The 22,541-nt window shown below is 61.4% G+C and carries 15 protein-coding genes, 1 tRNA gene, 1 pseudogene and 1 CRISPR repeat array (1 of these 18 cut by a window edge); of the genes and pseudogenes, 3 read left to right on the top strand and 14 right to left on the bottom strand.

Annotated features, from left to right (window positions below):
• Positions 1-6,262: direct repeats of the CRISPR family, unit length 30 nt; unit sequence GCTTCGACCCCACAAGGGTCCTTCTGAAAC (it extends 2,291 nt beyond the left edge of the window).
• A 112-nt stretch (positions 6,263-6,374) separates the two neighbouring features.
• The 8 genes from cas2 to cas6 are packed head-to-tail and all read right to left on the bottom strand — an operon-like array spanning position 6,375 to position 15,528.
• Positions 6,375-6,638: a CRISPR-associated endonuclease Cas2 gene (cas2, locus tag A6E15_RS08200; protein ID WP_076145397.1), complete on the bottom strand. Its 264-nt coding sequence runs from the start codon at positions 6,636-6,638 to the stop codon at positions 6,375-6,377.
• Between the two features lie 2 nt (positions 6,639-6,640).
• The gene (gene cas1b, locus A6E15_RS08195) at positions 6,641-7,633 is read right to left on the bottom strand and encodes a type I-B CRISPR-associated endonuclease Cas1b (RefSeq protein ID WP_076145394.1); all 993 of its coding nucleotides are present in this window, start codon (positions 7,631-7,633) and stop codon (positions 6,641-6,643) included.
• 2 nt (positions 7,634-7,635) lie between these two features.
• Positions 7,636-8,196, bottom strand: coding sequence for a CRISPR-associated protein Cas4 (cas4, locus tag A6E15_RS08190; RefSeq protein WP_076145393.1), 561 nt, complete (start codon positions 8,194-8,196; stop codon positions 7,636-7,638).
• Positions 8,193-10,772: a CRISPR-associated endonuclease Cas3'' gene (locus tag A6E15_RS08185; RefSeq protein WP_076145391.1), complete on the bottom strand. Its 2,580-nt coding sequence runs from the start codon at positions 10,770-10,772 to the stop codon at positions 8,193-8,195. Before A6E15_RS08185 ends, cas4 begins: the two co-directional genes overlap by 4 nt.
• Positions 10,772-11,560 carry a type I-B CRISPR-associated protein Cas5b gene (cas5b, locus tag A6E15_RS08180; protein WP_076145390.1) on the bottom strand — a complete coding sequence of 263 codons (789 nt, stop codon included), beginning with the start codon at positions 11,558-11,560 and terminating at the stop codon, positions 10,772-10,774. Before cas5b ends, A6E15_RS08185 begins: the two co-directional genes overlap by 1 nt.
• Positions 11,561-11,563: 3 nt before the next feature.
• On the bottom strand, positions 11,564-12,616 hold the full coding sequence (gene cas7b, locus A6E15_RS08175) for a type I-B CRISPR-associated protein Cas7/Csh2 (RefSeq protein ID WP_076145387.1): 1,053 nt from the start codon (positions 12,614-12,616) through the stop codon (positions 11,564-11,566).
• Entirely contained in the window at positions 12,609-14,729 is a 2,121-nt protein-coding gene (gene cas8b / locus A6E15_RS08170; protein ID WP_076145386.1) for a type I-B CRISPR-associated protein Cas8b/Csh1, read from the bottom strand. The genes cas7b and cas8b overlap by 8 nt, the downstream gene beginning before the upstream one ends.
• The gene (gene cas6 / locus A6E15_RS08165) at positions 14,722-15,528 is read right to left on the bottom strand and encodes a CRISPR-associated endoribonuclease Cas6 (RefSeq protein WP_076145385.1); all 807 of its coding nucleotides are present in this window, start codon (positions 15,526-15,528) and stop codon (positions 14,722-14,724) included. The genes cas8b and cas6 overlap by 8 nt, the downstream gene beginning before the upstream one ends.
• A 393-nt stretch (positions 15,529-15,921) precedes the next feature.
• Here cas6 and A6E15_RS20320 point away from each other — a divergent pair, with 393 nt between their 5' ends.
• A complete protein-coding gene (locus tag A6E15_RS20320; RefSeq protein ID WP_139326580.1) occupies positions 15,922-16,281 on the top strand; it encodes a hypothetical protein in 360 nt (119 codons plus the stop codon).
• 417 nt (positions 16,282-16,698) lie between these two features.
• Here A6E15_RS20320 and A6E15_RS08155 read toward each other — a convergent pair.
• The 5 genes and pseudogenes from A6E15_RS08155 to A6E15_RS21670 form a co-directional block, all read right to left on the bottom strand.
• Positions 16,699-16,965: pseudogene (locus tag A6E15_RS08155) on the bottom strand (nucleolar-like protein); the annotation flags it as partial.
• A gap of 75 nt (positions 16,966-17,040) precedes the next feature.
• Positions 17,041-18,168 carry a DUF63 family protein gene (locus tag A6E15_RS08150; protein ID WP_076145380.1) on the bottom strand — a complete coding sequence of 376 codons (1,128 nt, stop codon included), beginning with the start codon at positions 18,166-18,168 and terminating at the stop codon, positions 17,041-17,043.
• Positions 18,169-18,263: 95 nt separating this feature from the next.
• Complete coding sequence (locus A6E15_RS08145; RefSeq protein WP_076145378.1) at positions 18,264-19,061, bottom strand: inositol monophosphatase family protein; 798 nt, start codon at positions 19,059-19,061, stop codon at positions 18,264-18,266.
• A 367-nt stretch (positions 19,062-19,428) separates the two neighbouring features.
• A tRNA-Leu gene (locus tag A6E15_RS08140) sits at positions 19,429-19,511 on the bottom strand.
• A gap of 111 nt (positions 19,512-19,622) precedes the next feature.
• Positions 19,623-19,751 carry a hypothetical protein gene (locus A6E15_RS21670; RefSeq protein ID WP_277612904.1) on the bottom strand — a complete coding sequence of 43 codons (129 nt, stop codon included), beginning with the start codon at positions 19,749-19,751 and terminating at the stop codon, positions 19,623-19,625.
• Between the two features lie 101 nt (positions 19,752-19,852).
• Between A6E15_RS21670 and A6E15_RS08135 the strand changes: the two genes are divergently transcribed.
• Entirely contained in the window at positions 19,853-20,338 is a 486-nt protein-coding gene (locus tag A6E15_RS08135; protein ID WP_076145376.1) for a DUF309 domain-containing protein, read from the top strand.
• Between the two features lie 84 nt (positions 20,339-20,422).
• On the top strand, positions 20,423-21,847 hold the full coding sequence (locus A6E15_RS08130) for an amidase (protein ID WP_076145375.1): 1,425 nt from the start codon (positions 20,423-20,425) through the stop codon (positions 21,845-21,847).
• Positions 21,848-21,871: 24 nt separating this feature from the next.
• Here the strand turns inward: A6E15_RS08130 and A6E15_RS08125 are convergent, their stop codons facing one another.
• A complete protein-coding gene (locus A6E15_RS08125) occupies positions 21,872-22,474 on the bottom strand; it encodes a trimeric intracellular cation channel family protein (protein WP_175607285.1) in 603 nt (200 codons plus the stop codon).
• Positions 22,475-22,541 lie beyond the last annotated feature (67 nt).

The raw sequence follows: 22,541 nt of genomic DNA, 5'->3' as shown, positions 1-22,541 counted from the left end.
CGACAGACCAATTCAACGCCCGTGTATCTTCGACCCCACAAGGGTCCTTCTGAAACTTGCTGATTTCCTTCCCGCACGCCGTGCATTGGTGCTTCTTCGACCCCACAAGGGTCCTTCTGAAACCTATCCCAAACGCGCCCTCGAGCGCACTGAGTTGCTTTCTTCGACCCCACAAGGGTCCTTCTGAAACTTTCCTTTGCCCGTTCATCCAACCCCTTCCAGTCCGTTCTTCGACCCCACAAGGGTCCTTCTGAAACAACGGATTGAAACGACCGTCGTAATGGCGTGGCAATCTTCGACCCCACAAGGGTCCTTCTGAAACGATGCCGACGTGCTACCACGCCGGTCTCGAGTTGCGTCTTCGACCCCACAAGGGTCCTTCTGAAACCAATCTCACCCGTTAACCAGTGGATTTTCTCACGGTCTTCGACCCCACAAGGGTCCTTCTGAAACCGGTCCATTTGGGTTCGGATCGTGCCGACCAAGATAGCTCTTCGACCCCACAAGGGTCCTTCTGAAACTGAACCGCAGTCTCGAGCGCGAGGCGCCCGCGCGGTCTTCGACCCCACAAGGGTCCTTCTGAAACCGTTCAGCCCCTGAGTCTACTGAGCGGACTTCCCAGATCTTCGACCCCACAAGGGTCCTTCTGAAACTGCTGTCTACCGGCGGATGGTCAAACACGGCGTCCACTCTTCGACCCCACAAGGGTCCTTCTGAAACGGGAGAGCCATATCACAATGTGACACGGCTGAAACATTCTTCGACCCCACAAGGGTCCTTCTGAAACCACACTCAGACGGCCGTTCCCCATCCGATACGTCGGGTCTTCGACCCCACAAGGGTCCTTCTGAAACGCGCGACCCGTCACTCGGAAAACGGCTCAAAGAGCCGGCTTCGACCCCACAAGGGTCCTTCTGAAACCACCCGGGCGCTGTCACCGACGGAACGATCGTCGTCGCTTCGACCCCACAAGGGTCCTTCTGAAACCATCGGCTCGGTGGCCTACCACTCGCTGTTCGTCGAGCTTCGACCCCACAAGGGTCCTTCTGAAACGAGATTGGTAGATTTAGGACCGGCGGGTTTCAGTACAGCTTCGACCCCACAAGGGTCCTTCTGAAACAGTCCGGAGATCGCCACTGACGGCGGAGAGCGTCGGGCTTCGACCCCACAAGGGTCCTTCTGAAACTGCTCAGGTGGATCGCTAACCGAGCGTCACACGGTCGCTTCGACCCCACAAGGGTCCTTCTGAAACTGTGGAAGTAAGTGTACTCTCGGCTTGGATAAAGAGGCTTCGACCCCACAAGGGTCCTTCTGAAACGATTCTGACCGGGTCGCAGTCATCGACTCCGACACCGGCTTCGACCCCACAAGGGTCCTTCTGAAACGACGGCGACGACGACGCGATCTGCATCCCCGGACAGCTTCGACCCCACAAGGGTCCTTCTGAAACCAAGTTCTGTCTCGATGGTCGAGACGAGTTCGTGCTTCGACCCCACAAGGGTCCTTCTGAAACCATTGACTTCGATACTATCGGTTGAGTTCTCAATTGTGCTTCGACCCCACAAGGGTCCTTCTGAAACCCACGTAGGGGTTGTCACACCCGTCTCGGTGGAGCTTCGACCCCACAAGGGTCCTTCTGAAACTCGGCCCACTCTTTCAGCGGTTGCACTGGGGGATAGCTTCGACCCCACAAGGGTCCTTCTGAAACGAGACCTCGAGACGCTGGCCGACGCGGAGGACGACCAGCGCTTCGACCCCACAAGGGTCCTTCTGAAACGTATGGGTCACCCGGTGGCTGGTGGAACGTGATCGGGCTTCGACCCCACAAGGGTCCTTCTGAAACTCGCATACAACTACGTCGATGAGGAGACCGGCGAGAAGCTTCGACCCCACAAGGGTCCTTCTGAAACCGGTGTCCTCGACGTGGACCACCAGGACGTGAGCCGCTTCGACCCCACAAGGGTCCTTCTGAAACCGGTGTCCTCGACGTGGACCACCAGGACGTGAGCCGCTTCGACCCCACAAGGGTCCTTCTGAAACTCGGACCCGTTACGCGCTGTCATTTCGCACACCTCGCTTCGACCCCACAAGGGTCCTTCTGAAACCATCACCGACTCGGAGGGCCGAGACGTGCACGCTCGGCTTCGACCCCACAAGGGTCCTTCTGAAACTGTAGAGGTTGATGACCTTGTCCTCGGGGATCTTGCTTCGACCCCACAAGGGTCCTTCTGAAACAAGATATATTCTCAGAGGCTTCGCGACTAAGTCGAGCTTCGACCCCACAAGGGTCCTTCTGAAACACCCGCGACCTCGGGTAGGCGTCGCGAGCATACCGCGCTTCGACCCCACAAGGGTCCTTCTGAAACGGTGTCGTCAGAGTCCAGCCGGTACAACCAGACAGGCTTCGACCCCACAAGGGTCCTTCTGAAACCTGTCACTGTCCCATCGCCGCGCTTATCGTCGTCGCTTCGACCCCACAAGGGTCCTTCTGAAACGCTGGTGCGCCTCGAGGCCTTGGATGTCGAGATCGCTTCGACCCCACAAGGGTCCTTCTGAAACCAACACACTGTGGACTCAAGTTAAACGATTTGTAGAAGCTTCGACCCCACAAGGGTCCTTCTGAAACTCGGCGCGCTGTTCGCCGTCGGCCAGGTCCTCAACGTGCTTCGACCCCACAAGGGTCCTTCTGAAACACGTACAACGGTGCTAAGCCGCGTGGCGCGTATACGCTTCGACCCCACAAGGGTCCTTCTGAAACGTCGCTAACGAAGTCGGCACAGACGGGGAGAACGTCGCTTCGACCCCACAAGGGTCCTTCTGAAACCGCGGTGGCCAGGAGCCACATGACGCCCGACGCGCCGCTTCGACCCCACAAGGGTCCTTCTGAAACGCCGGTCTGATAAAGCGGTGGAGTGGTCTGACCAAGGCTTCGACCCCACAAGGGTCCTTCTGAAACCCCGAGCGCACCGAGGACGATGACCATCGTCTGGCCGCTTCGACCCCACAAGGGTCCTTCTGAAACGCTCATTCCGAACCACCCCAGCGTAGATCCTCAAACGGCTTCGACCCCACAAGGGTCCTTCTGAAACTGGTCGACCGCTTCGACGGGTACGACGGACAGCGATAGCTTCGACCCCACAAGGGTCCTTCTGAAACGAGCTGACCGCTGACATGGACTACCCGGCGACCATCGCTTCGACCCCACAAGGGTCCTTCTGAAACGAGCTGACCGCTGACATGGACTACCCGGCGACCATCGCTTCGACCCCACAAGGGTCCTTCTGAAACGCTGCCGCTGACCAACCCCCACCTTTCTGATAAAAGCTTCGACCCCACAAGGGTCCTTCTGAAACATTCACGGACGACACGGTCGCCCCGGATCGCGAGTACGCTTCGACCCCACAAGGGTCCTTCTGAAACGGCGTCACCCCGAAACAGGACCTTGATGCCGTCCGGCTTCGACCCCACAAGGGTCCTTCTGAAACGGGCTGTTGCTTGTCGAGCGAGGTGGCGACGATGCCTGCTTCGACCCCACAAGGGTCCTTCTGAAACGCTATCGACTTTTAGAGACAGCCTCTATATACCGTAGCTTCGACCCCACAAGGGTCCTTCTGAAACGCGATCCGACGGGCTACTCGCTGGCGATGGCGTATGCGCTTCGACCCCACAAGGGTCCTTCTGAAACGCGACTCGTCGAGCGACGCCGGCGACGACGACGGCGGGCTTCGACCCCACAAGGGTCCTTCTGAAACTTGCTGGCCGTCGCGCCGAGTAAGAGCGTTATCGACGCTTCGACCCCACAAGGGTCCTTCTGAAACACCCTCGAGATCGACGAGATCGAGGTACGGGACCCGCTTCGACCCCACAAGGGTCCTTCTGAAACTCGTCGGCGTCGTCGCCACCATCATGCCGCCCGATCGGCTTCGACCCCACAAGGGTCCTTCTGAAACCGGACTGTCTGTCGGGGGAGTCGGAAACGACGCTGGGCTTCGACCCCACAAGGGTCCTTCTGAAACTCAGCGATCGTGACCGGTTTCGACGCGACGGTCTCGCTTCGACCCCACAAGGGTCCTTCTGAAACCTTGGCCTCCTCGAGGTCGCGGTCGTCGGCGTTCATGCTTCGACCCCACAAGGGTCCTTCTGAAACTTGGTGCGGAACGGCTCACCGGCCCCACCTCCATCGCTTCGACCCCACAAGGGTCCTTCTGAAACCGTCTTACTCTGGCTCCCCGGAGTATGACACGTAGCTTCGACCCCACAAGGGTCCTTCTGAAACTCGATCTCGCTGGCCCCAACATGCAGCGGCCGGTCGCTTCGACCCCACAAGGGTCCTTCTGAAACTCGCGCAACCCGAGGACGGCAAACCGCCCTTCGAGGCTTCGACCCCACAAGGGTCCTTCTGAAACCCGTCGACGGGACGAGCGTCTCGACGTACGAGTTCGCGCTTCGACCCCACAAGGGTCCTTCTGAAACGGCCGAGACGTGCACCTGCCCGGATCACGAGTACCGGCTTCGACCCCACAAGGGTCCTTCTGAAACACGAGTTCGCGAAGCTCAAGCCGAACACGCACTCCTGGCTTCGACCCCACAAGGGTCCTTCTGAAACGAGCATCCGCTGAGCGATGACGTGATCGCGCAGCGCTCGCTTCGACCCCACAAGGGTCCTTCTGAAACACCTGGGGCAGCGGCGTCTACGGCGACGTCCCGTTCACCGACGCTTCGACCCCACAAGGGTCCTTCTGAAACTCCCGCTGAACCTGTGTATAATCAGTTGTCCACAGCTTCGACCCCACAAGGGTCCTTCTGAAACACGGCTTTGCAGTTCGATATCTCGCTGGTGCTTCCCCGCTTCGACCCCACAAGGGTCCTTCTGAAACTCGATGTGAACGTTCGTGGAGATCGTTCGATCAGTCGCTTCGACCCCACAAGGGTCCTTCTGAAACCAGGTTTGACGGGTTCTCTCCTTCCTCAAGGTGGAGGCTTCGACCCCACAAGGGTCCTTCTGAAACAACGTTCACATCGAGGGGACACATGGAAACGGCACGCTTCGACCCCACAAGGGTCCTTCTGAAACCACAGCAGGGAAATCGATAGACCTGCCCGACGCGGCAGCTTCGACCCCACAAGGGTCCTTCTGAAACCACTTGCATAGGTATCGTTGCTTGCTGTATAGTTGCTTCGACCCCACAAGGGTCCTTCTGAAACTGATCTGGCGCTCCCAGCCCTCGAGGCGCTCGCGCTCGCTTCGACCCCACAAGGGTCCTTCTGAAACACGAGGCATCGAACGGGGATAAAATCCTTCTCGAGCTTCGACCCCACAAGGGTCCTTCTGAAACATCGACGGCCCCGACGGCGAGACGGTGACATATTCGCTTCGACCCCACAAGGGTCCTTCTGAAACCGTCTGCGGAGACCTCGCTTGCATCGACTCCGGAGATAGCTTCGACCCCACAAGGGTCCTTCTGAAACCCGTCCTGCGTGAGAGGGCGCGTGAGCGCTTTGTGGAGCTTCGACCCCACAAGGGTCCTTCTGAAACACAGGCCCGGAACATCCTCGGGAGACTCTACCGGGCCGCTTCGACCCCACAAGGGTCCTTCTGAAACGAACAACTCGGACTTATCGGTCACGACAGAGAGTTAGCTTCGACCCCACAAGGGTCCTTCTGAAACGGGGCCGCTGATCGAGGCCGCGGTCTCGACCGATGCGGCTTCGACCCCACAAGGGTCCTTCTGAAACAGGGCCACTGCGGAGCCGCGGAGCATGCGTCGACGGGGCTTCGACCCCACAAGGGTCCTTCTGAAACCGGTGCGGACGCGTTCACGAAGGACGGCAGGGGCCTCGAGCTTCGACCCCACAAGGGTCCTTCTGAAACCCGGGTGAGCCGACGGGTCGTACTCTCGAGCCGCGCTTCGACCCCACAAGGGTCCTTCTGAAACTGTCTGTGGGACCGCGTTGATGAGGATAATGACGCGCTTCGACCCCACAAGGGTCCTTCTGAAACGAGGCGGACGCTACCACCGGATCAGGACGAACGGCGCTTCGACCCCACAAGGGTCCTTCTGAAACATACCTTTGATAACCCCGTCCGAACCCGGTTGCATGCTTCGACCCCACAAGGGTCCTTCTGAAACTATCTCCGGTGGGATTGGACCACGCTCGAGAGTTGGGCTTCGACCCCACAAGGGTCCTTCTGAAACCGCGTCGCCGATCGGCACGACTCCGCGGAGGTCGTGCTTCGACCCCACAAGGGTCCTTCTGAAACCATGGCCAGTTAGACCACGTAAACAGCTCTATTGGCCGTTCACACTTCATCGTTTCCGTCGACCCTCGATAACCTCTGAACCCCCCGGGGTCGATGGAACAACCGGGGACGGTTAGAGGAACTGATCGTCGGCGGCAGGATCGTCACCGAAGACGGTTCTCTCAACCATCTTCTCAGAGGAAACGCGGTAGATGATCGTCGATTCTCCGGGTTTGAGCATTTCGTCGACGCCGGATCGGATCTTTTCGAGGTCGCCCTCAGTCACGTCCCCCTCGAGCACGGAGTTTTGGACGTGTGTGAGATATCTCCGAAGGAACTTCAGCATCCTGTGGGTCCGGTCGGCTTCCATGTCGTAGACCACGACGATGTAGACCACACTCACCACCACCGTCGGAACGGGACGTATTCCTCGCCGGTCAGGAGATGTTTTTTCAGTTTGTACGCTTCGACACGGAGGAGATACTGGTAGCTCACTTTCTTTCCCAAGTCCGGGTGGTCGATCGTTTCGTCGAGAGTCTTCTCGTATGCTTTCGAGTAGGTCTTTCGGCCGGCTTCGTTTAGGAGACAGGAGTTCATATCGTCTTCAAAGTCGTCGGTGGTTAGCTGGCCGCGGTTGACGAGTCTGAAGATGACTCGATCGGCGAGCAGTGGCTTGAACAGGTCGGCGATGTCCAGCGCCAGTGAGTATCGTCGTTCACCGGGTTCATGGAGGTAACTGACCGTCGGATCCAGTGCAGTCGCGCGGATCGCCGAGACGATGTTCGCGTAGACCAGCGAGTTGCCGAAGGAGATTAGGCTGTTGACCTCGTTATTCGGTGGGTTGTACTGCCTGCCACCGAAGACAAATCCCTCGGGAAGGATCTCGTCGAAAGTCGAATAGTACGCCTTCCGGGCACGCGCTTCGACACCCATTGTCTCGTCGATCGTCCCCATTCCGTCGAGCGACGCCCGTGCATCCTCCAGTTCCTCCAGCACATGCTCGAAGTCGTATCCACGCCCGTCGTAGTAGGTGACGTTCGAGCGCATGTTGTGGATGCTGCCGTCGACGAACGCCTTCGCCAGTTTGAGGCGGTGGCCCGGATCGTCGTAGGCCCGGACCTGATCAACAATTGTCTGGCCGGAGGTCTGACCCCTCTTTGGCATGATTGAGCCGGCATAGTGGTCGTGCCAGCCGAAGACGTGGACTGCGACGCCTTCCTGATTGAGGAAGGATACGAAACGAGTGTTGTACTCGAGCTGTCCGTGGAGGAAGATCGCCTCGGCGTTCTCGACCGGGAGGTACTTCTTCTCGCCGTCGTCGGTGACGACACGCACCGTGTCGTCTTGGCGTTCGATCCGTCCGTCGGAAAACACGTGGTAGTTGTCGTTCATGGTCAACAACTCCAGCAGAAGTCGTGATAGGCACACGAGTCACAGACCGGCTTCCCCTCGGCCGGTGGCGGCGATTCTGCGGTGACGACCTCACGGATCCCACGGATAGCCGATTCGACTTCGGCGCTGGTTTCCGGGGTCAGTTCGATCGTCTCGCGTCGTTTCTCTGTCGGATGTGCCAGGACACCGGTCTTCTCAACGCCGGTGACCCGATCGAGATACCAGAGGTAGAACAGCAACTGCAGCCGCGCTGGTTCGGTCATCGACGACGAGGGTTTGACCTCCAGGATCTCGCCGCTGTCCAGTACGTCGATCGCGATGATCCCATCGACACGCACGTCTCGGCGCTTGTCCGAGTAAGCCGAGTCGTCAACGTCGCTGCCGCGAACGATTGATGGCGTGTCACGATCGATCTCTACGTCACGGCTGAGGAACCAGAGTTCTCGCTCACAGACGACGTAGTACTGGAACATAACGCCGGTCAGCCGGAAGGGGAGTTCGGCGGTCTCGTCTCTAGCAGCGTCGAGAAACCGGTCGACAGGGTCAGTCGATGAATCGGTCATAGGAACCGGTCGTCGACGCTCGGCTCATCCACAGCGAGCCCCTTCGTTGTGTCGAAGTACGAGGTCCCCTGTGGCCGCCTGAGTACACAGAGGTCAGTATCACCGAGCGGTTCAAGGTGTCGAGCTGTCTCGGCCTCGGTCGAGTCTTGGCTGTAGATCGGGAGCGAAACAGTGATCTCCTTGGCTTCGTCGCGCCGGTCGTCGAACGCGTCGTAGTCGAATTCTCTCACGGCCAATTCCATCGCATCGACCAAATCACGGTCGGCGTCCGTTCGGCAGACGACCACGTCAACGCTCTCTCGTTGGCCGATCAGCGAGAGTGTGCCGAGCTTCGCTCCCTTCGCCTCATCGACCCACTCGACGTACTGTGGGGATCCCGGATTGCGACCGGCGACGAGACCGTAGTAGTGCTGAACGGCCTCGCGGGTCATCGTCCGTTCGGCGACGGTTCCGTCGTTCGCACCGATCGCGTCGAGTGTTTTGGAAGTCAGTGAAATCGTACTCACTCCCTCAGAGTCGTAGACGGCCTGTGCTGGGGTCTTGGTCGTGCCCGCTGGTGGAGCAAGCCACCAGAGCGTCACCGCTCCGAGATCACTCTCGAACGACCGGTTACACCGACCCGCCGCCTGAACGGCGCTATCGATCGGTGCGATGTCGCGGTACACTCGATCGAAGCTGATGTCTACCCCAGCCTCGATGAGCTGCGTCGACACCGCCACGATCGGAACGTCGTACTCGGTGAGTTGCTTCGTGGCTTCGATGAGCGCAAGCCGGTCCCGCGGACGAAGGCGAGTTGAGAGGTGGACGAGTGCTCGTTCGTTCGAACCGAGCGTCGCCTCGACCCGTTTGACGAGAGCGTCCACGTCAGCTCCGTCATCGTCGAGTTCCAACTCGAGACACCGACCAACGTCGACGACCGCTTCGCGTTCCTCGATCGAATCCGTGAGTTCGGTGGCGCTGTCGATGGTGTTACAGATCGCGAGTACCGACTCGGTCTCGCCGGTCTCGTTGAGGATCGTCCGGCCAGCGGTCTCGTAGTCTACTGTTGCGTCAGTGTCGTCGAACGCGAGTACAGAATCATGAATGTCGTACTCGACTCGTTCGAAGTGATCGAAGTATCTATCCACGTCGTTGACCAGTTCGAACGCGTCGTCGAACAGGGCTTGAGACGCCGCATCCTCGTCGTTTGTCGCCGGCTGGGTCGCAGTCATAGCGATGATCGTCGCGTTGTACTCTTCTGTGAGGATCGTCGTGATTCGGCGGACGAGCTTCCACCACTCCATTGGCAATGCCTGGGGCTCGTCCAGCACGATCACGGAATCGTACAGCGCCGGCAGTTTCATCGACTGGGTGTTACTCGGGCCAACGAGGCTCTCGAAGAGTTGGACGAACGTCGTGAGCGTCATCCCGGAGCGCCAGCTCTCGGCGACCATCTCCGCGAGTCGGGCATGCTCGTCGGGATCGTCATCTGGATCACCGAGTTTCGTCACCGTCTCGGCCAGATGGTGGTGGATCGTCAACAGGTCGTCTCGAGCGTCGGTATCGAACACGTCCGTGAGTTCGTCGGCGACCTGATCGATGACGGAGGTAAAAGGCAATGCGTAGACGACCCGTTCACTCTCGTTTCGGAGTGCGAGAGCAGCATTGAGACCGGTCAGCGTCTTGCCCATCCCGGTTGGTAGTGTCAGCGTTGCGATCGACGTATCCGAGTCGCGGAACTGCTCGACACCGTCGAGTACGTCGTCTCTCGCCTCGTCACGGAGCGTATCGAGAGCGTCCTCCTGACTGTCTCCGTCGGTATCTCCTCCTAGGTCGGCGATGTACTCCGAGAGCGTACGAGTATCCGGCTCGGATGCGTCGAGATCACCGTCCTCGACACCGGCAGCCACCGTTTTGTCGGCGAGAATCAGCCCACTCCAAAGCTGGAGGAGCAGTTCGTAGAACTCGTCGGAAGGTGCCGAGCGGTCGCTGCCGAAACCGAACATGGAGACGTGATCGTAGACGGTATCGAACAGGGAGTCGTCCGCATCGTTGATCTTCTCGGCGAACTCCTCCCACGACCCGTTACCGTCGGTAGCGTCAGAGACGAACGATCGCGCGAACGTCCGGCGACGGTCATTGACATTCTCGACCTGTTCGATCACGACTCGTTGGCGCTCGTTGCTCGCCTCGCTCTTGTTGTCGAAGCGCGAAACTCCTTCGACGTATTCCTCCGTATCGGGGAGACGACCGTGGTGTTTCGCGAGAGCGACGAAGGCCGCGAGACAGTCCTCGCTGTCGTAGCCCAACCGATCGAGGACGTAGTACCCGAGATAGGCCCCGAACAGGGAGTGGTTCGTCCGCTTGCTGGTGTCTCGCTCATCAACCACGTACTCCTGGAACCACGTCGTCGCCTTCCCGAAGTCGTGACATCGTGCCACTATGGCCACCATCTCGGTGAGCGGGTCGTCGCCGATCGTCGTTGCATCTGTGGAGACGACGGACTCGGCCCGCTCGGCCACCTCGTTTAGGTGATCGAGGAGCAAGGTCGCCTCGTCACCGTCCTCGGCGGGATGAGAAATCGGCGTATCCACCATCAGGTGAACACCACGGTCCGATCATCCACTGAGTACGTCGCCACGTCAGTGAATGTGAGCGAGCCACCGTCCGGGTTGTAGGCGTAGGAGACGAACGCGCTGGTCGTCCGACCACCGTCGTCGCGTTCCATGAACGCGGGCGTCTGCTCGATCTGGTAGCGTGTCTCCGGATCGGGAACGATCGAGTCGACGGCTTCGGGGACGGTCGAGTCGATAGCTACCGTGTCACCGTCGGGTCCCTGCTCGATCGGGAACTCACCGTGGTAATCGACTGTCGCCAGGTACTCAGAGAGACCGAGGCTTGGAACGTAGTACGATTCACCCGATTCGAGCAGTGAGCGGAGTTGGTCGTACCGCTCGTCGTTGTCGAGCCACACGTCGATCCGATAGGCAGGATCGACGAGGACCTCGTAGTTGTGCTGCTGTCGGGGCTTGGACGGATCGGGAAGCTTGATGGAAAGTTTTCCGCGAGGGTTTAGCGACGCCATGTGTTCGTCGGCGGTCGAGAGCGTGTTCATCGGTAGCTTCATCGTCCGCAGTTCGCTCGTTGGTTCGATTGCAACTAGCGACTCACCCGGGGCGAAAAGGTCGTAGTAGCCGTCGCGTTCGATGCCCAGCATCGCCGCGATCAAGCCGGCGACAGTGGTCCGCGGGATGACGCGGTACGTCTGTTTCACAATGTTACCCTCGATACGCCGGAAGTGTCCCCAGGGTCCGCTGACCGTGAACGACAGGCACGTCTCAGCGCCATCGGGGAGTTCCGATCCGGCCGGTGCGTGCTCGGTCACAGGTCACTCCTCCGGCGCGGTCGCTTTCGCATCTTCGTACACATCAATCACCCGGACGGATTCACTACCGACCACCGATTCGAGGGCGTCGTAGAGGAACTCGTGGCCGCCCGTCTTACCGTCGACGGAGACTTCGAGGACATCGCTGGCGACGACGTGGACGGTGTCGATCCGATCGGACGCACCGTCGAGGCGCTCGAGCAGTGCCGACATGTCGACACAGATGTCGCGGACATTTCGGAGTTCCTCGATGGGATCGGATTCCTCACTGTCGAGCTTGAGGTCCTGATCGAGCCCGCCGAGATGGAAGCTCTCGTCGGCGTACTCGACTCTGAGGTAGAGCCGGGGCTCCTGTCCGACCTTGCTCCGACTGATCGTCTGATTCTTCAGCGCACGCCAGCACAGCGTGTCCAGCCGCCGCACGTCCCGATCCGACAGGAGCGTGTCTTCGGCCCCGTGTTCGTCGACGAGTCCGTGGAACCCGATGAAGGCGTACTGGATCCGGTGGTCGTCGAGGTCGAACCCGCCCTGTGCCTTGTCGTCGCCGGTCGCGATGACGCTGGTGAGGCTGTTGTACTCCTCGTTCTCCATGACTCGGTGGAGCGACTTGCCGGGTGAGAACTGAACGGGACCAGTGAAGTGATCCGGAAGGTGGTCGACTTTCTCGTCATCCATGTCGACGCTCATCGTCGCGCCGAAGTAGCGGATGTCGGCGCTGTTTTCGAGGAACTGACTGAAGACGGCGTTCTCGATGTCATCCTCGTCGACATCGTCGAGGTCGAGGTCTTTGAGCCGGGCCTTGAGGAGATCCTCGCGAGTCGCCTGATCGCCGTCTTCCTTGACGTTGCGGATGTAGACGCCGTGGCCGTCGTCCTGTAGCTGATCCCGTAGGTAGCGCTTGAGGCGAACGTCGGTGACGATTGCTTGATCCGTATGGGGGTCGATCCGCGGTCGGTTCGCACCGCTGAGGGGGTTGCCGTTGGGGTTCGCGTCGACTGCGTCGTACGCGAAGACGATCTCGGATCTGTTCGAGACAGTGGGGTAGTGTTCACTCATTGGTATCGGGGGATTCGTCGGTGGTTTCGTCGTCGGTCGTTGCGTCGTCCTTGTTCGTCGATCGGTCGTTCATGCCGTAGGTCAGGCCGAGGGCGTAGTAGAAGCGCAGATCGTCGGTGCTGATCTCCCAGCCCGACGGATCGTTTCCGGCCATGGTTTCGACGATGGCGTTCGTGACTTCTTTATACATCGTCGAGTTGATGTTCGATCCTTTCTTGGCCATCTCCCGGGAGTAGACGACGTCTTTGTCGATTACCTCCTGGGTGATACGCTTGACCTTGGTTTTGGTCATCGACTTGATCGGATACTGGTCGATGACGGTCGTCGACCGGTCGTGGTAGCCCTGCTGGTAGGTGCCGACTTGGCCGACGAGCGTACCGAGCAGGAACGCACCCTTCCGTTCGGGGTCGTCCAGACCGTCCGTCTGTTCGATGAACGATTCGAGCTTCTCGGTGCGATCGAGGGCGGCCGTGCCGCCGTCGGTTCGCGCGTGTTCTGGTTCCATGGTGTCGTAATCGGGACCGTCGATCAGTGTCGATTCGGTATCGCCGGCGTCCGTCGTCACGAGATCGGCGTTTTCGAGCGCGCACAACTGTGCGAACTGGGAGGCGATCAGGAGTTCCGGCACGTCGTCACCGTCCCGATCGAGCAGTCGCTCGACGTAGGCGCTGACAAGCTGGGTCCGTGGTACGGGGTCGCCGGCAAGTATCGAGACGTGGACATCGATTCGCTCGTCGTCGACCGTCGCATCGGTGTCCTCGTCGGTGAAGGGGAACGTCCGGTAGAGATAGGCTCCCGATCCGATCATCTCTCGGAAATCCTGATACGTGGTGAGCGACCACTCCTCGTGGGAGGGCATCGGTGGTGTTCGATTTCTGTTCCTGTCGTCGTTCTCGTCGAAGACCCAACTTCCCGTGATCTGTTCGTGTCGCTCCCCGACTTCGGTGGGGTAGTGGATCCGCCCGTTCAGCGTCTCACCGTACACGTCGAAGCGGGACATCTGGTGTTTCATGACCGCTGCGACGTAAAATCGCAGTCGGCCCTCGGAATTCGCTTCGTGATCACCCAACTCGTCGTAGAGCGTCTGGACCGGGCCCATGTCGTCGGCCTGTGTGACGCTGTGAAGCGCCGCATACAGGTTGTAGGCCTCCGCAGGCGTCGGCCGACCGAGGAAGTACGGGAGGTAATACACATCGGCGTTAAACGTCCGGTAGGAACAGGCGTCGACGAACTCCTCGGCGTTCATCAGCGTGACTGCCCCGTCTTCGGAGATAGGGTGGCTCCGCCACGCTTCGTCCGGATCTAATCCCGGGAACTTCTCCATCTGCTTGCCGAGGAAGTAGTTGAGAGGGTCCTCCGCAGTGCCGACGGTTCGGGTGCGCTCACCGCTGATCAGATCGGTGGCCTGACCAGCGGAGTTCGTCGCCTGTCCCTTCGAGACCAGTTTCGAGAGCTTTCGTGCACGCATCGCTTCGTTGAACACTGGTACGTCGCCGGGCCACTCGTAGTCCACACTCGCTTCTCGTCGGACCTGTACGGTTAGGAGTGCCGTAGTCGAACCGCCGAGTTCGGCCTTGACTGCGGACCGGATTCGATCGAGGTTCGATTCCTCTTCGCCGACGGTTGCCAGCCCGCGAATGACCTCTCCATCCGGATGTTCGTCGGCAACATCCTGGACGACATCGTCAGTCGCCCACTTGGTCAGGCGCTCGCAGGCGTAGCGGGCCAACTTCTCAGGATCGCTGTTGCGTCCCGAGCGGTGGGTAACGCTGTGATCAATCCCGCGCGCGGCGTTATACTTACAGTGGGCGACTTTCTGAATGAGATCGTCGGCGTACTGGGTAATCTTGACGGGCTCATCTGCGTCGAGTGCGGGTCGGTCGCCGGAGAGATCGACTCGGACGACGATCAGGCTCTCTTCCGCGCCGATCAGGTCGTTAGCCTGGTCGGGGGTCAGATACGCCGCGTAGTCGCCGCCACCGGCCGTCGCCAGCGTGTACAGGCGACCGTAGAGGTGCTGGATACCTCGGAGCGACGAGATCGGTCGCTCCGGGAGTTCGTCTTCCAGTCGCTCGGGTGGGTACTCGTCGTAGAACTCGTTAGGATCAAGCATCGACGCGTTCCCTCCGGCCCGATCGCTGGTCCTCTTTCTCGGTGATGTTGACGAACCCGAACCCGAGCGAATTCCGTTCGCCGATGCCGGTGTCGAGTGCGAGATTCAGGTGGCGTCGGTGGTGGTCATCGCGGACGGTGTAGTCGAACCGCCATTTGCTCAATACCCACGTCTCACGTTGGCCCTGTGTCACGGTCACCGGGATCGAGAACGTTTTGATCAGGTCCGCGCCATCGAACAGATCGCCGTCGGTCTTGGACGGTCCGGGCAAGTAATCGGGACAAAACAGGTCGTGTTTCTTGTCGAGATTGTTTTCGATCTGGTTGCGGAACGGCTCCATCGTGTGTTCGGGTCGCCAGAACTCCGCCTCGTCGTGGTCGGTGTCGATGCCGTACTCCTCGAAACGCCACGGCGGGATCCGAACCAGCACGCCCGTCCCCGTCTCGATTGTGCCTGACGTACCCGGTTCGCCTACGTCAGTTGCCAGCCCGTTGACCGAATCGACGTGGAAGGGCATCTCGCCGATATTTAACTCCCGGTCGTCTTTGAGATCGGCAGCGACGTTGGCGAGCAGTTCCTCGTGTGGTGACGCCACGAGTAACGTTCGCTGGTCGCCCTCTCTCATGTCTCCCGGCGGGAACGGATTGCTGTACGTGAATCCCTTCGGACGATCCTCATCGTGTATTTCGTCGTATTCAGTCCCGTCAAGCGCGTTCCAGATCCGGCCCCGAAGCTTGTGATGATACGTGTTGTCGTAGGCTGTGTCCGCGCGCGCTTGCAGGTGTGCTATCACTCGCATTCGTGTATCTCCCTATTCCGTGTCATTATGTCATTGTGATACGCTTACTAATTACATCATCATAAATGTGATTGTAGCAGAATGAAGTGAAAACCAAAAAGATCCGTTTGAAACTAGCTTCAGTCACACTAGGGAAAACTCGGAGCGGGACTGAACCACTGATTCGACTCTCTTGAAACCCTATTGGTTAGACACTATTTGGGGTGAAGCAGGCGCTAGTGGGTTGCGAATCTAACGCTGACACTTCCATCAGTTATCGATGATGTTGGTAGAGCCATGCTGAATACATAGCGCATATTGTGCACCAATAGATTCGAGGGGGTTGGGGGTAGTTAGTATGACTCCACGAAGTTCACAAATAGTTTCATAAGCATACCACTCTCCGAATGATGTATGGAGTCCACAGGAGACGAGAACCTAGATGAGTTCCTTGATCAAGTACGAACCAAAGGCGTTGAACCTGTTTCTATAGACCCATACGCTGGAGATCATGGCATCTTTGGTGTGGAGACGGAGCTTACTATTAACGGTGAGAACTTCACTGGTGAAGTAGATTATGAGGTAGGTGATAATGGCATTAAGTGGTATTTCCTTGAGGTCTATCTTGATGAGGATGATGAACGCAAGCCTGTGCTTGATGAATCGAGTGCGGACGAGATCGACCACCTTCTATTCGAGTACAAACCAACGGAAGAGGAGATACAAGACACCTTAGAGGTTCTGAGGGAAGCCTACAAGGAAGCATATAATTGATTTGGGTTTAGGGGTTTTCTGCGAGGTCTTGAGAGGCGGATTGGGTTTTGGGTCGGTATTTCTCGTTGTCTTCTCGTAGACCGTCTTCTAATATGCCGACATAATTGGCGGTCTGTTCAACTCCTCCTCGAATTAGTAGATTGCTCGTTTAGCAGCAGATCTCCAATAGACCGAGTCTAAGTTGTAGGTGTCTCCTCTTTACGTCGTGAATACAACGAGTGGAAAGTTTAGCGCAAATAAATTTGACCTCACGAATTGGTTTGCTGGATAAACGCTCTGTATTCAGCACGCAATTTCTGATAGATTCCAGATAAAGAGATAGTCGCTCCGCTACCTACTTCGCCTGTACTTACCGATCGCTCTCTAATGTATCACCGGTTAAGGCTCTCAACAGAGCCACTGATTCTATAATAGTATTCGTCCCATGTCGTCCATGGCTCTGATCGCGTGGACGAGCTGGCGGTCGTCGGCTCGCTCGCGTTCGGTCACTGCGGTCCGAGTCGCCTCGGTCGTCGCCTCGCGGAGGGCGTCGTAGTACTCGTCGGTATCGCTCGCGAACCCGTCCTCGAGCGCGAGACGCGGCCAGTTGCGGGGCTCGTCGGCGCTTCCCTCGCGGACCGCGGTCGCCGTCGCGTCGTGATCGTCGCGGTCCCCGGCCGCGAACCACCCGTCCGTATCACTCATGGCGAGTCGTTCCGGGCGCGGGCGATTAAAGCCCCCGTTCGCGGCCGCGCCGATCGGAACCGGAAAAGGAGGGGATTAGACGCCGAACGTCGCTCGCAGCATGTCGCGGGTCCCGGGCCCGAGACCGACGGCGACGACGGTGATCATGAGCAAGACGGCGTAGCGCGGGCTGTCCTCGAAGACCGTCTCGTCGAAGATCCAGATGACGAAGACGGCGGCGGCGAGTTTCACCAGCAGGAACGGCCACGCGGAGCCGGTCGCCGACACCACGCCCGCGGGCAACACGTCCGCGGTCGTGTTGGCGATCGCCCGGTTGATCGGGTGTTTCGGGACGAGGTTGGCCGGGAGCCCGAGCGTCGTCGCCCAGTCGAGGCCGATCACGTTCGCGACCCCGTCGACCGCGTGAGCCCAGATGACCACGATCCCCATGTTCCGGGTGCCGCGGTTCAGTTCCGGCGCGTACCGCTTGAGGCCGACCCAGGTGATCGCCGTCGCGACGGTCGCCCCGACGAGGACGACCAGCGGGATCAACGGATAGAACTCCGAATACGGCTCCGTCGCCGCCGTGTAGGCGAGGTGCGCGATCGTGACCGTCAGCACGGCGGTCCCGATGCCGGCCAGGGGATACTCGTAGCCCGAGACGTAGTCGTTGCGCTCGAGCCAGACCGAGGTCACGACCGCAAAGAGCGCGATGAAGAAGACGGTGAAGTAGATCAGCGGGCTGATGATAAAGCCCGACCACGGCAGCTGAATGGCCATCTCGCCGGAGTACTCGTAGGCGGCGGCGTTGGCGTCCTCGACGACCCGCAGGGCCCCGCCAAAGAGCATGAACGGGAACAGGGCGAAAAAGCCCGCACGGTAGCGCTCGATCTCGAGCCGGCGCACGAGGAAGATGATCCCGATCAGCAACAGGACCAGCGTGGGGATGTAGCCGGCGTAGGAGACGAACGTGTAGCCGGGTTCGGCCGTCGGTCCGGCGTCGGCGGCGGCCTCGTTACAGGGAACCTGTTCGCCGCCGGCCCAGGCGACGCAGTTCCAGCTGTGTGCGTCGGCGACGACGGGCCCCCAGAAGTACTGCCAAATAAACTCGACGTACACCCGCTGGGGGAAGACCACTGCCCCGAGGGCGACGACGGCCACGAGCGTGGCGACGGTCGCGGCCCAGACGCGCTCGGCCCCGAACCGGTCGATGAAGTCGTCCATACCGGAACCCGTAGTGGGGGGCGCTTACCGTTTCCGATTTCAGCCAGCCAGACACTTCGGCTCGCCCGTCGACCGGCGCCGTGGGACGGACCGTCTCAGTCGCCGATCTCTCGGGCTGCCGCGAGGACGGCGTCGTGAATCTCGCCGTTCGAGGCGATCAGTCCCTCGCTGTCGTGTCGCCAGCGATCGCCCGCGAGGTCGGTGACGACGCCGCCGGCCTCGCGAACCATGCCGACGCCGGCGACGGTGTCCCAGGGGTTGGCCCGCACGTTGGTCAGCGTTCCCTCGAGCGCGCCCGAGGCGACCATCGCCAGCTCGAGCTGGGCGCAGCCGTACCGGCGCATGTCGTCGAACCGCCGGACGATCGCCCGGGTGGCGGCGGCGTACTCGTCGCGCCGGTCGCGGCCCCACCAGAACGTCGGGCAGACGGTGGCGGCCGCAGGATCGCTGCAGTCGCTGACCGACAGGGGGTTGTCGTTGCGATATGCGCCGCTAGGGCCGACTCGGTAGACGTCCCCGAGCGCGGGGCAATCGAACGCGGCGGCGACCGGTTCGCCGTCGATCACGGCCGCGACGGCGGTGCCGAACGCCCGGGACTCGGCGACGTAGTTGTTCGTCCCGTCGATGGGGTCGACGATCCAGGCCGGCCCCGATTCGGGGACCCGCTTCAACGCGTCTTCCTCCTCGCCGACGACGGGATCGTCCGGGAACGACTCGCGGATCGTCTCGATGACCCGCTCCTGTGCGTCCCGGTCGACCTGCGTGACGACGTCGGTCTCGCGGTCTTTCGACTCGATCTCGAGGTCGGTCCGGAACGAGTCGGCCGCGACGGCGGCTCCAGCCGCGGCTGCGCGAACCGCGACGGTCTCGCGGCGGGATTGACCTTCGCTCATGTCCGTTCTCGGTGACCGGGTCGGAAAAGTGGTCGTGATCTCCCCTGACCGGGGCCACGCGACGGCCTTGCCCTCGTGGCGGTCGGGTCACTCTCCGACTGCGCCCCGTGCCGTCGCTCGGAAGAGGGGAACTCGCTGCTCGTTCGTGAGACCGCCGGGAGCGACCCTCGAGTGGACACCGCTCGCTGTCCGTTCGACGGTCGGCAGAAGTTTGCGAGGGCAAGACGCTCCGTCTTGCCGCGCACTATGGTGAGTGCGAGGGGAGGGGATCGAACAACCTCCGAGAACCTGCGCGATGCGCAGAACCTCGGCGTCGTTCGATCCGCTCCCGTTGCATCTCGTTCGGCGCGTGTGCGCCTCACTGCGATGCGAGGGGAGGGGATCGAACCCACGAACTCCTACGAGAGCGGATCTTGAGTCCGCCGCCGTTGACCGCTTGGCTACCCTCGCACGCGTTTCCTACTGAGGCTGCCCCGGGGTTAAATCGTCCGATTCGAGTCGGGGCGGCCCGAAAACGGATCGTTTCCGGACCGCCGCCGTCGGACCCGAGGACGGCCCGACTCAGGCGGCCCGCGTCTCGAGGTCGGCCTCGGTGTAGCGCCGGTCGCAGTTCGGACACTGGTAGTCGCCCTCGATGTGGGCGTAGAGACGTTCCCCGCAGTGCCGGCAGCGGCCGTACGGATGCTCCATATCGCGATGTAAGGGCTCACATCCGAATAAAGGCGGTGCTTACACGCACGCCGTTTGAAGTGACCGACGGAGGTTTCCGGCGCTCGGCCGTTCGTTCGGGTATGGACGACCATACCCGGGATCCGACGGTCGGCCCGCCCACTGGAACCCCGACCGGGTGGGATCCCGAGGCCGGCCGCTGGGAACACGCGACGCTCCGCCGGGCGACGGTCCACGGCGTCGCGTGCTACAACGCGGGCGCGTACCACGAGTCACACGACTGCTTCGAAGCGGAATGGTACAATTACGGCCGCGGCTCCACCGAGAGCGCCTTCTGTCACGGGCTCGTGCAGGTCGCAGCCGGGGCCTACAAGCACTTCGATTTCGGGAACGACGACGGGATGCGGAGCCTGTTCGAGACCGCGCTGCAGTACCTCCAGGGAGTCCCGAACGACTACTACGGCGTCGACCTCCTCGCCGTCCGGACGACGCTGACCGACGCCCTCGAGGACCCCGCAGTCCTCGACGGCTGGCGAATCGACGTCGACGGGGAGTTCCCGATCGCCACCGACGCCGACTTCGCGTACGCCGCGGGACTCGAGGAGTAGCGGCGATCCGACGGTCGTGCCCCGATGTCCCGCATCTCCGCGTCCCGAACTAACATGTATCACGGCCCGTATGGTTCTCTCGGTATGTCATCCGAGACGGACCTCACGCGACTCCCCGCGACCACCCTCGCGGCCCGCATCCGAAACGGCGACGTCACGGCGACCGAGGCGGTCGAAGCCCACCTCGAGCGAATCGACGAGCGCGACGACGAGATCAACGCCTTCGTCACGGTCTGTGCGGACGAGGCGCGCGAGGCGGCCGCGGAGGCCGACGCCGCGCTCGAGAACGATGCGGACGTAGGTCCGCTCCACGGCGTCCCGCTCGCGCTGAAGGACCTCGGGTCGCTGAAAGCCGGCGTCCGCCACACCTACGGCTCGGCGCTGTTCGCCGATCACGTCGCCGACCGGACCTCGGCGATCGTCGAGCGACTCGAGGACGCCGGCGCGATCGTGATCGGGAAGACGAACACGCCGGAGCTGGGCCACAAGGGGACGACCGACAACGAGGTGGTCGGGGCGACCGCGTCGCCGATCGACACCGACCTGAACGCCGGCGGCTCCTCCGGCGGCTCGGCGGCGGCGCTGGCGTCCGGGATGGCCCCGATCGCGACGGGCAGCGACGCGGGCGGGTCGCTTCGCATTCCGGCGGCGGCCTGCGGCGTCTACGGGTTCAAACCGACGTTCGGGCTGGTACCCGACGACGGCCGCCCGAGCGCGTTCGGGCGCGAACTCCAGCACACGACGAAGGGGCCGATGACCCGAACCGTCGCCGACGCCGCTCTGTTACTGTCGCTGCTGGCCGGTCCGCATCCCGACGATCCCAACAGCGTCCCCGTCGAAATCGACTATCAAGGGGCCGTCGAGCGATCGATCGACGACTACCGGATCGCCTACAGTCCCGACCTCGATGTCTTTCCCGTCGCCGACGAGGTGCGTGCGGTCGTCGACGACGCGGTGACCGCCTTCGCGGACGCGGGCGCGACCGTCGACGAGATCGGCGTCGATCACGGCTACTCGATGGCCGAACTGAGCGAGGCCGCGATGCCGGCCTACACGACTTCCGTCCTCGAGAGCGCGACGGTCATGGAGGAGGCCCACGGCGTCGACTTTCGGGCTCAGTCCGAGGACGTCTCGGACAGCCTGCTCGCGATGTTGCACGTCGCCGACGACCACGGGCCCGCTGACGTCGCCCGGTCGGGGATCGTCAGAACGGGTATATACGACGCCGTGCAGGACGTGCTGGCCGACTACGATTTGCTCGTGACGCCGACGCTATCGCAGGCCGACGTTTCCCTCCACGCCGATCTCGAGGCCGAGGCCTGGGAGTGGCCCATGACCTGGCCGTTCAACTGGACCGGCCACCCAGTCGCTTCCGCCCCCGCCGGCCTGACCGACGGCGGCGGTCCCGTCGGCCTGCAACTGGTCGGTGGCCGATTCGCCGACGACGACGTTCTCGCGGCGAGCGCGGCCCTCGAGCGCGAGCGGCCGTGGGACGAGCTCTACGAATAGTGTCGGTAGTCGTTGCCGGCGGCCTCAGGTCGGTTCGAACTGCTGTGCCGTCGGGAGCGCCCAGCCGTACGTGACCGCGGCCAGCCGCGTGCCGACCGTGATCGCGGCGCAGGCGGCCGCGGCGGTGGTCCCCGACGCGCCGACGGTCGCCGCGATCCAGTAGGTCGTCCCGCCGAGCACGGCGCAGCTCGCGTAGAAGTCCTCGAACAGGATGAACGGCGGGCGGTCCAGCAGGACGTCGGCGATCGCGCCGCCGCCGACGGCGTTGATCGTCGCGACGACGACGACGCCGAAACTCGAGACGCCGGCCCCGGACGCCACGATGGCTCCGGCGGTGGTGAACGCGGCGAGGCCGACGGCGTCCGAGACGAGCGTGACCGGGTGATCGTCCGGCGACTCGAGGGCGATGCTGAGTCCGATCGCCAGGGCGACGCCGAGGAGTCCGAGGCCGATCTCGGCGGGATCGCTCAGTGCGAGCGGGACGCGGTTGACGAGGAGATCGCGCGTCGCGCCGCCGGCGAAGGCCGTGGCGAGGCCGACGACCGCGATCCCGAACAGATCGTACTCCTCGCGGATCGCCTTGCTCGCGCCGACGAGCGCGAACGCGACCAGTCCGATCGCGTTCATCGCGACGAACGGATCGGCGAGTACTGCGGTGGTGACGTCCCGTATCACGAGGAGTTCTCCGACCGGA

The sequence above is a fragment of the Natrinema saccharevitans genome, assembly GCF_001953745.1.
Taxonomy (GTDB): domain Archaea; phylum Halobacteriota; class Halobacteria; order Halobacteriales; family Natrialbaceae; genus Natrinema; species Natrinema saccharevitans.
Note: the sequence above shows the minus strand (reverse complement) of the source record. Positions and strands in the feature narration are given on the sequence as shown.

Bases quoted from the DNA above. Each gene is read 5' to 3' on its own strand.
- A6E15_RS08125 (WP_175607285.1), bottom strand. From the start codon at position 22,474: ATGAACGCGATCGGACTGGTCGCGTTCGCGCTCGTCGGCGCGAGCAAG.
- A6E15_RS08135 (WP_076145376.1), top strand. From the start codon at position 19,853: ATGGACGACCATACCCGGGATCCGACGGTCGGCCCGCCCACTGGAACC.
- A6E15_RS08185 (WP_076145391.1), bottom strand. From the start codon at position 10,772: ATGGTGGATACGCCGATTTCTCATCCCGCCGAGGACGGTGACGAGGCG.
- A6E15_RS08145 (WP_076145378.1), bottom strand. From the start codon at position 19,061: ATGAGCGAAGGTCAATCCCGCCGCGAGACCGTCGCGGTTCGCGCAGCC.
- cas8b (WP_076145386.1), bottom strand. From the start codon at position 14,729: ATGCTTGATCCTAACGAGTTCTACGACGAGTACCCACCCGAGCGACTG.
- A6E15_RS08150 (WP_076145380.1), bottom strand. From the start codon at position 18,168: ATGGACGACTTCATCGACCGGTTCGGGGCCGAGCGCGTCTGGGCCGCG.
- A6E15_RS08130 (WP_076145375.1), top strand. From the start codon at position 20,423: ATGTCATCCGAGACGGACCTCACGCGACTCCCCGCGACCACCCTCGCG.
- cas4 (WP_076145393.1), bottom strand. From the start codon at position 8,196: ATGACCGATTCATCGACTGACCCTGTCGACCGGTTTCTCGACGCTGCT.
- cas6 (WP_076145385.1), bottom strand. From the start codon at position 15,528: ATGCGAGTGATAGCACACCTGCAAGCGCGCGCGGACACAGCCTACGAC.
- A6E15_RS21670 (WP_277612904.1), bottom strand. From the start codon at position 19,751: ATGGAGCATCCGTACGGCCGCTGCCGGCACTGCGGGGAACGTCTCTAC.
- cas7b (WP_076145387.1), bottom strand. From the start codon at position 12,616: ATGAGTGAACACTACCCCACTGTCTCGAACAGATCCGAGATCGTCTTC.
- cas1b (WP_076145394.1), bottom strand. From the start codon at position 7,633: ATGAACGACAACTACCACGTGTTTTCCGACGGACGGATCGAACGCCAA.
- A6E15_RS20320 (WP_139326580.1), top strand. From the start codon at position 15,922: ATGGAGTCCACAGGAGACGAGAACCTAGATGAGTTCCTTGATCAAGTA.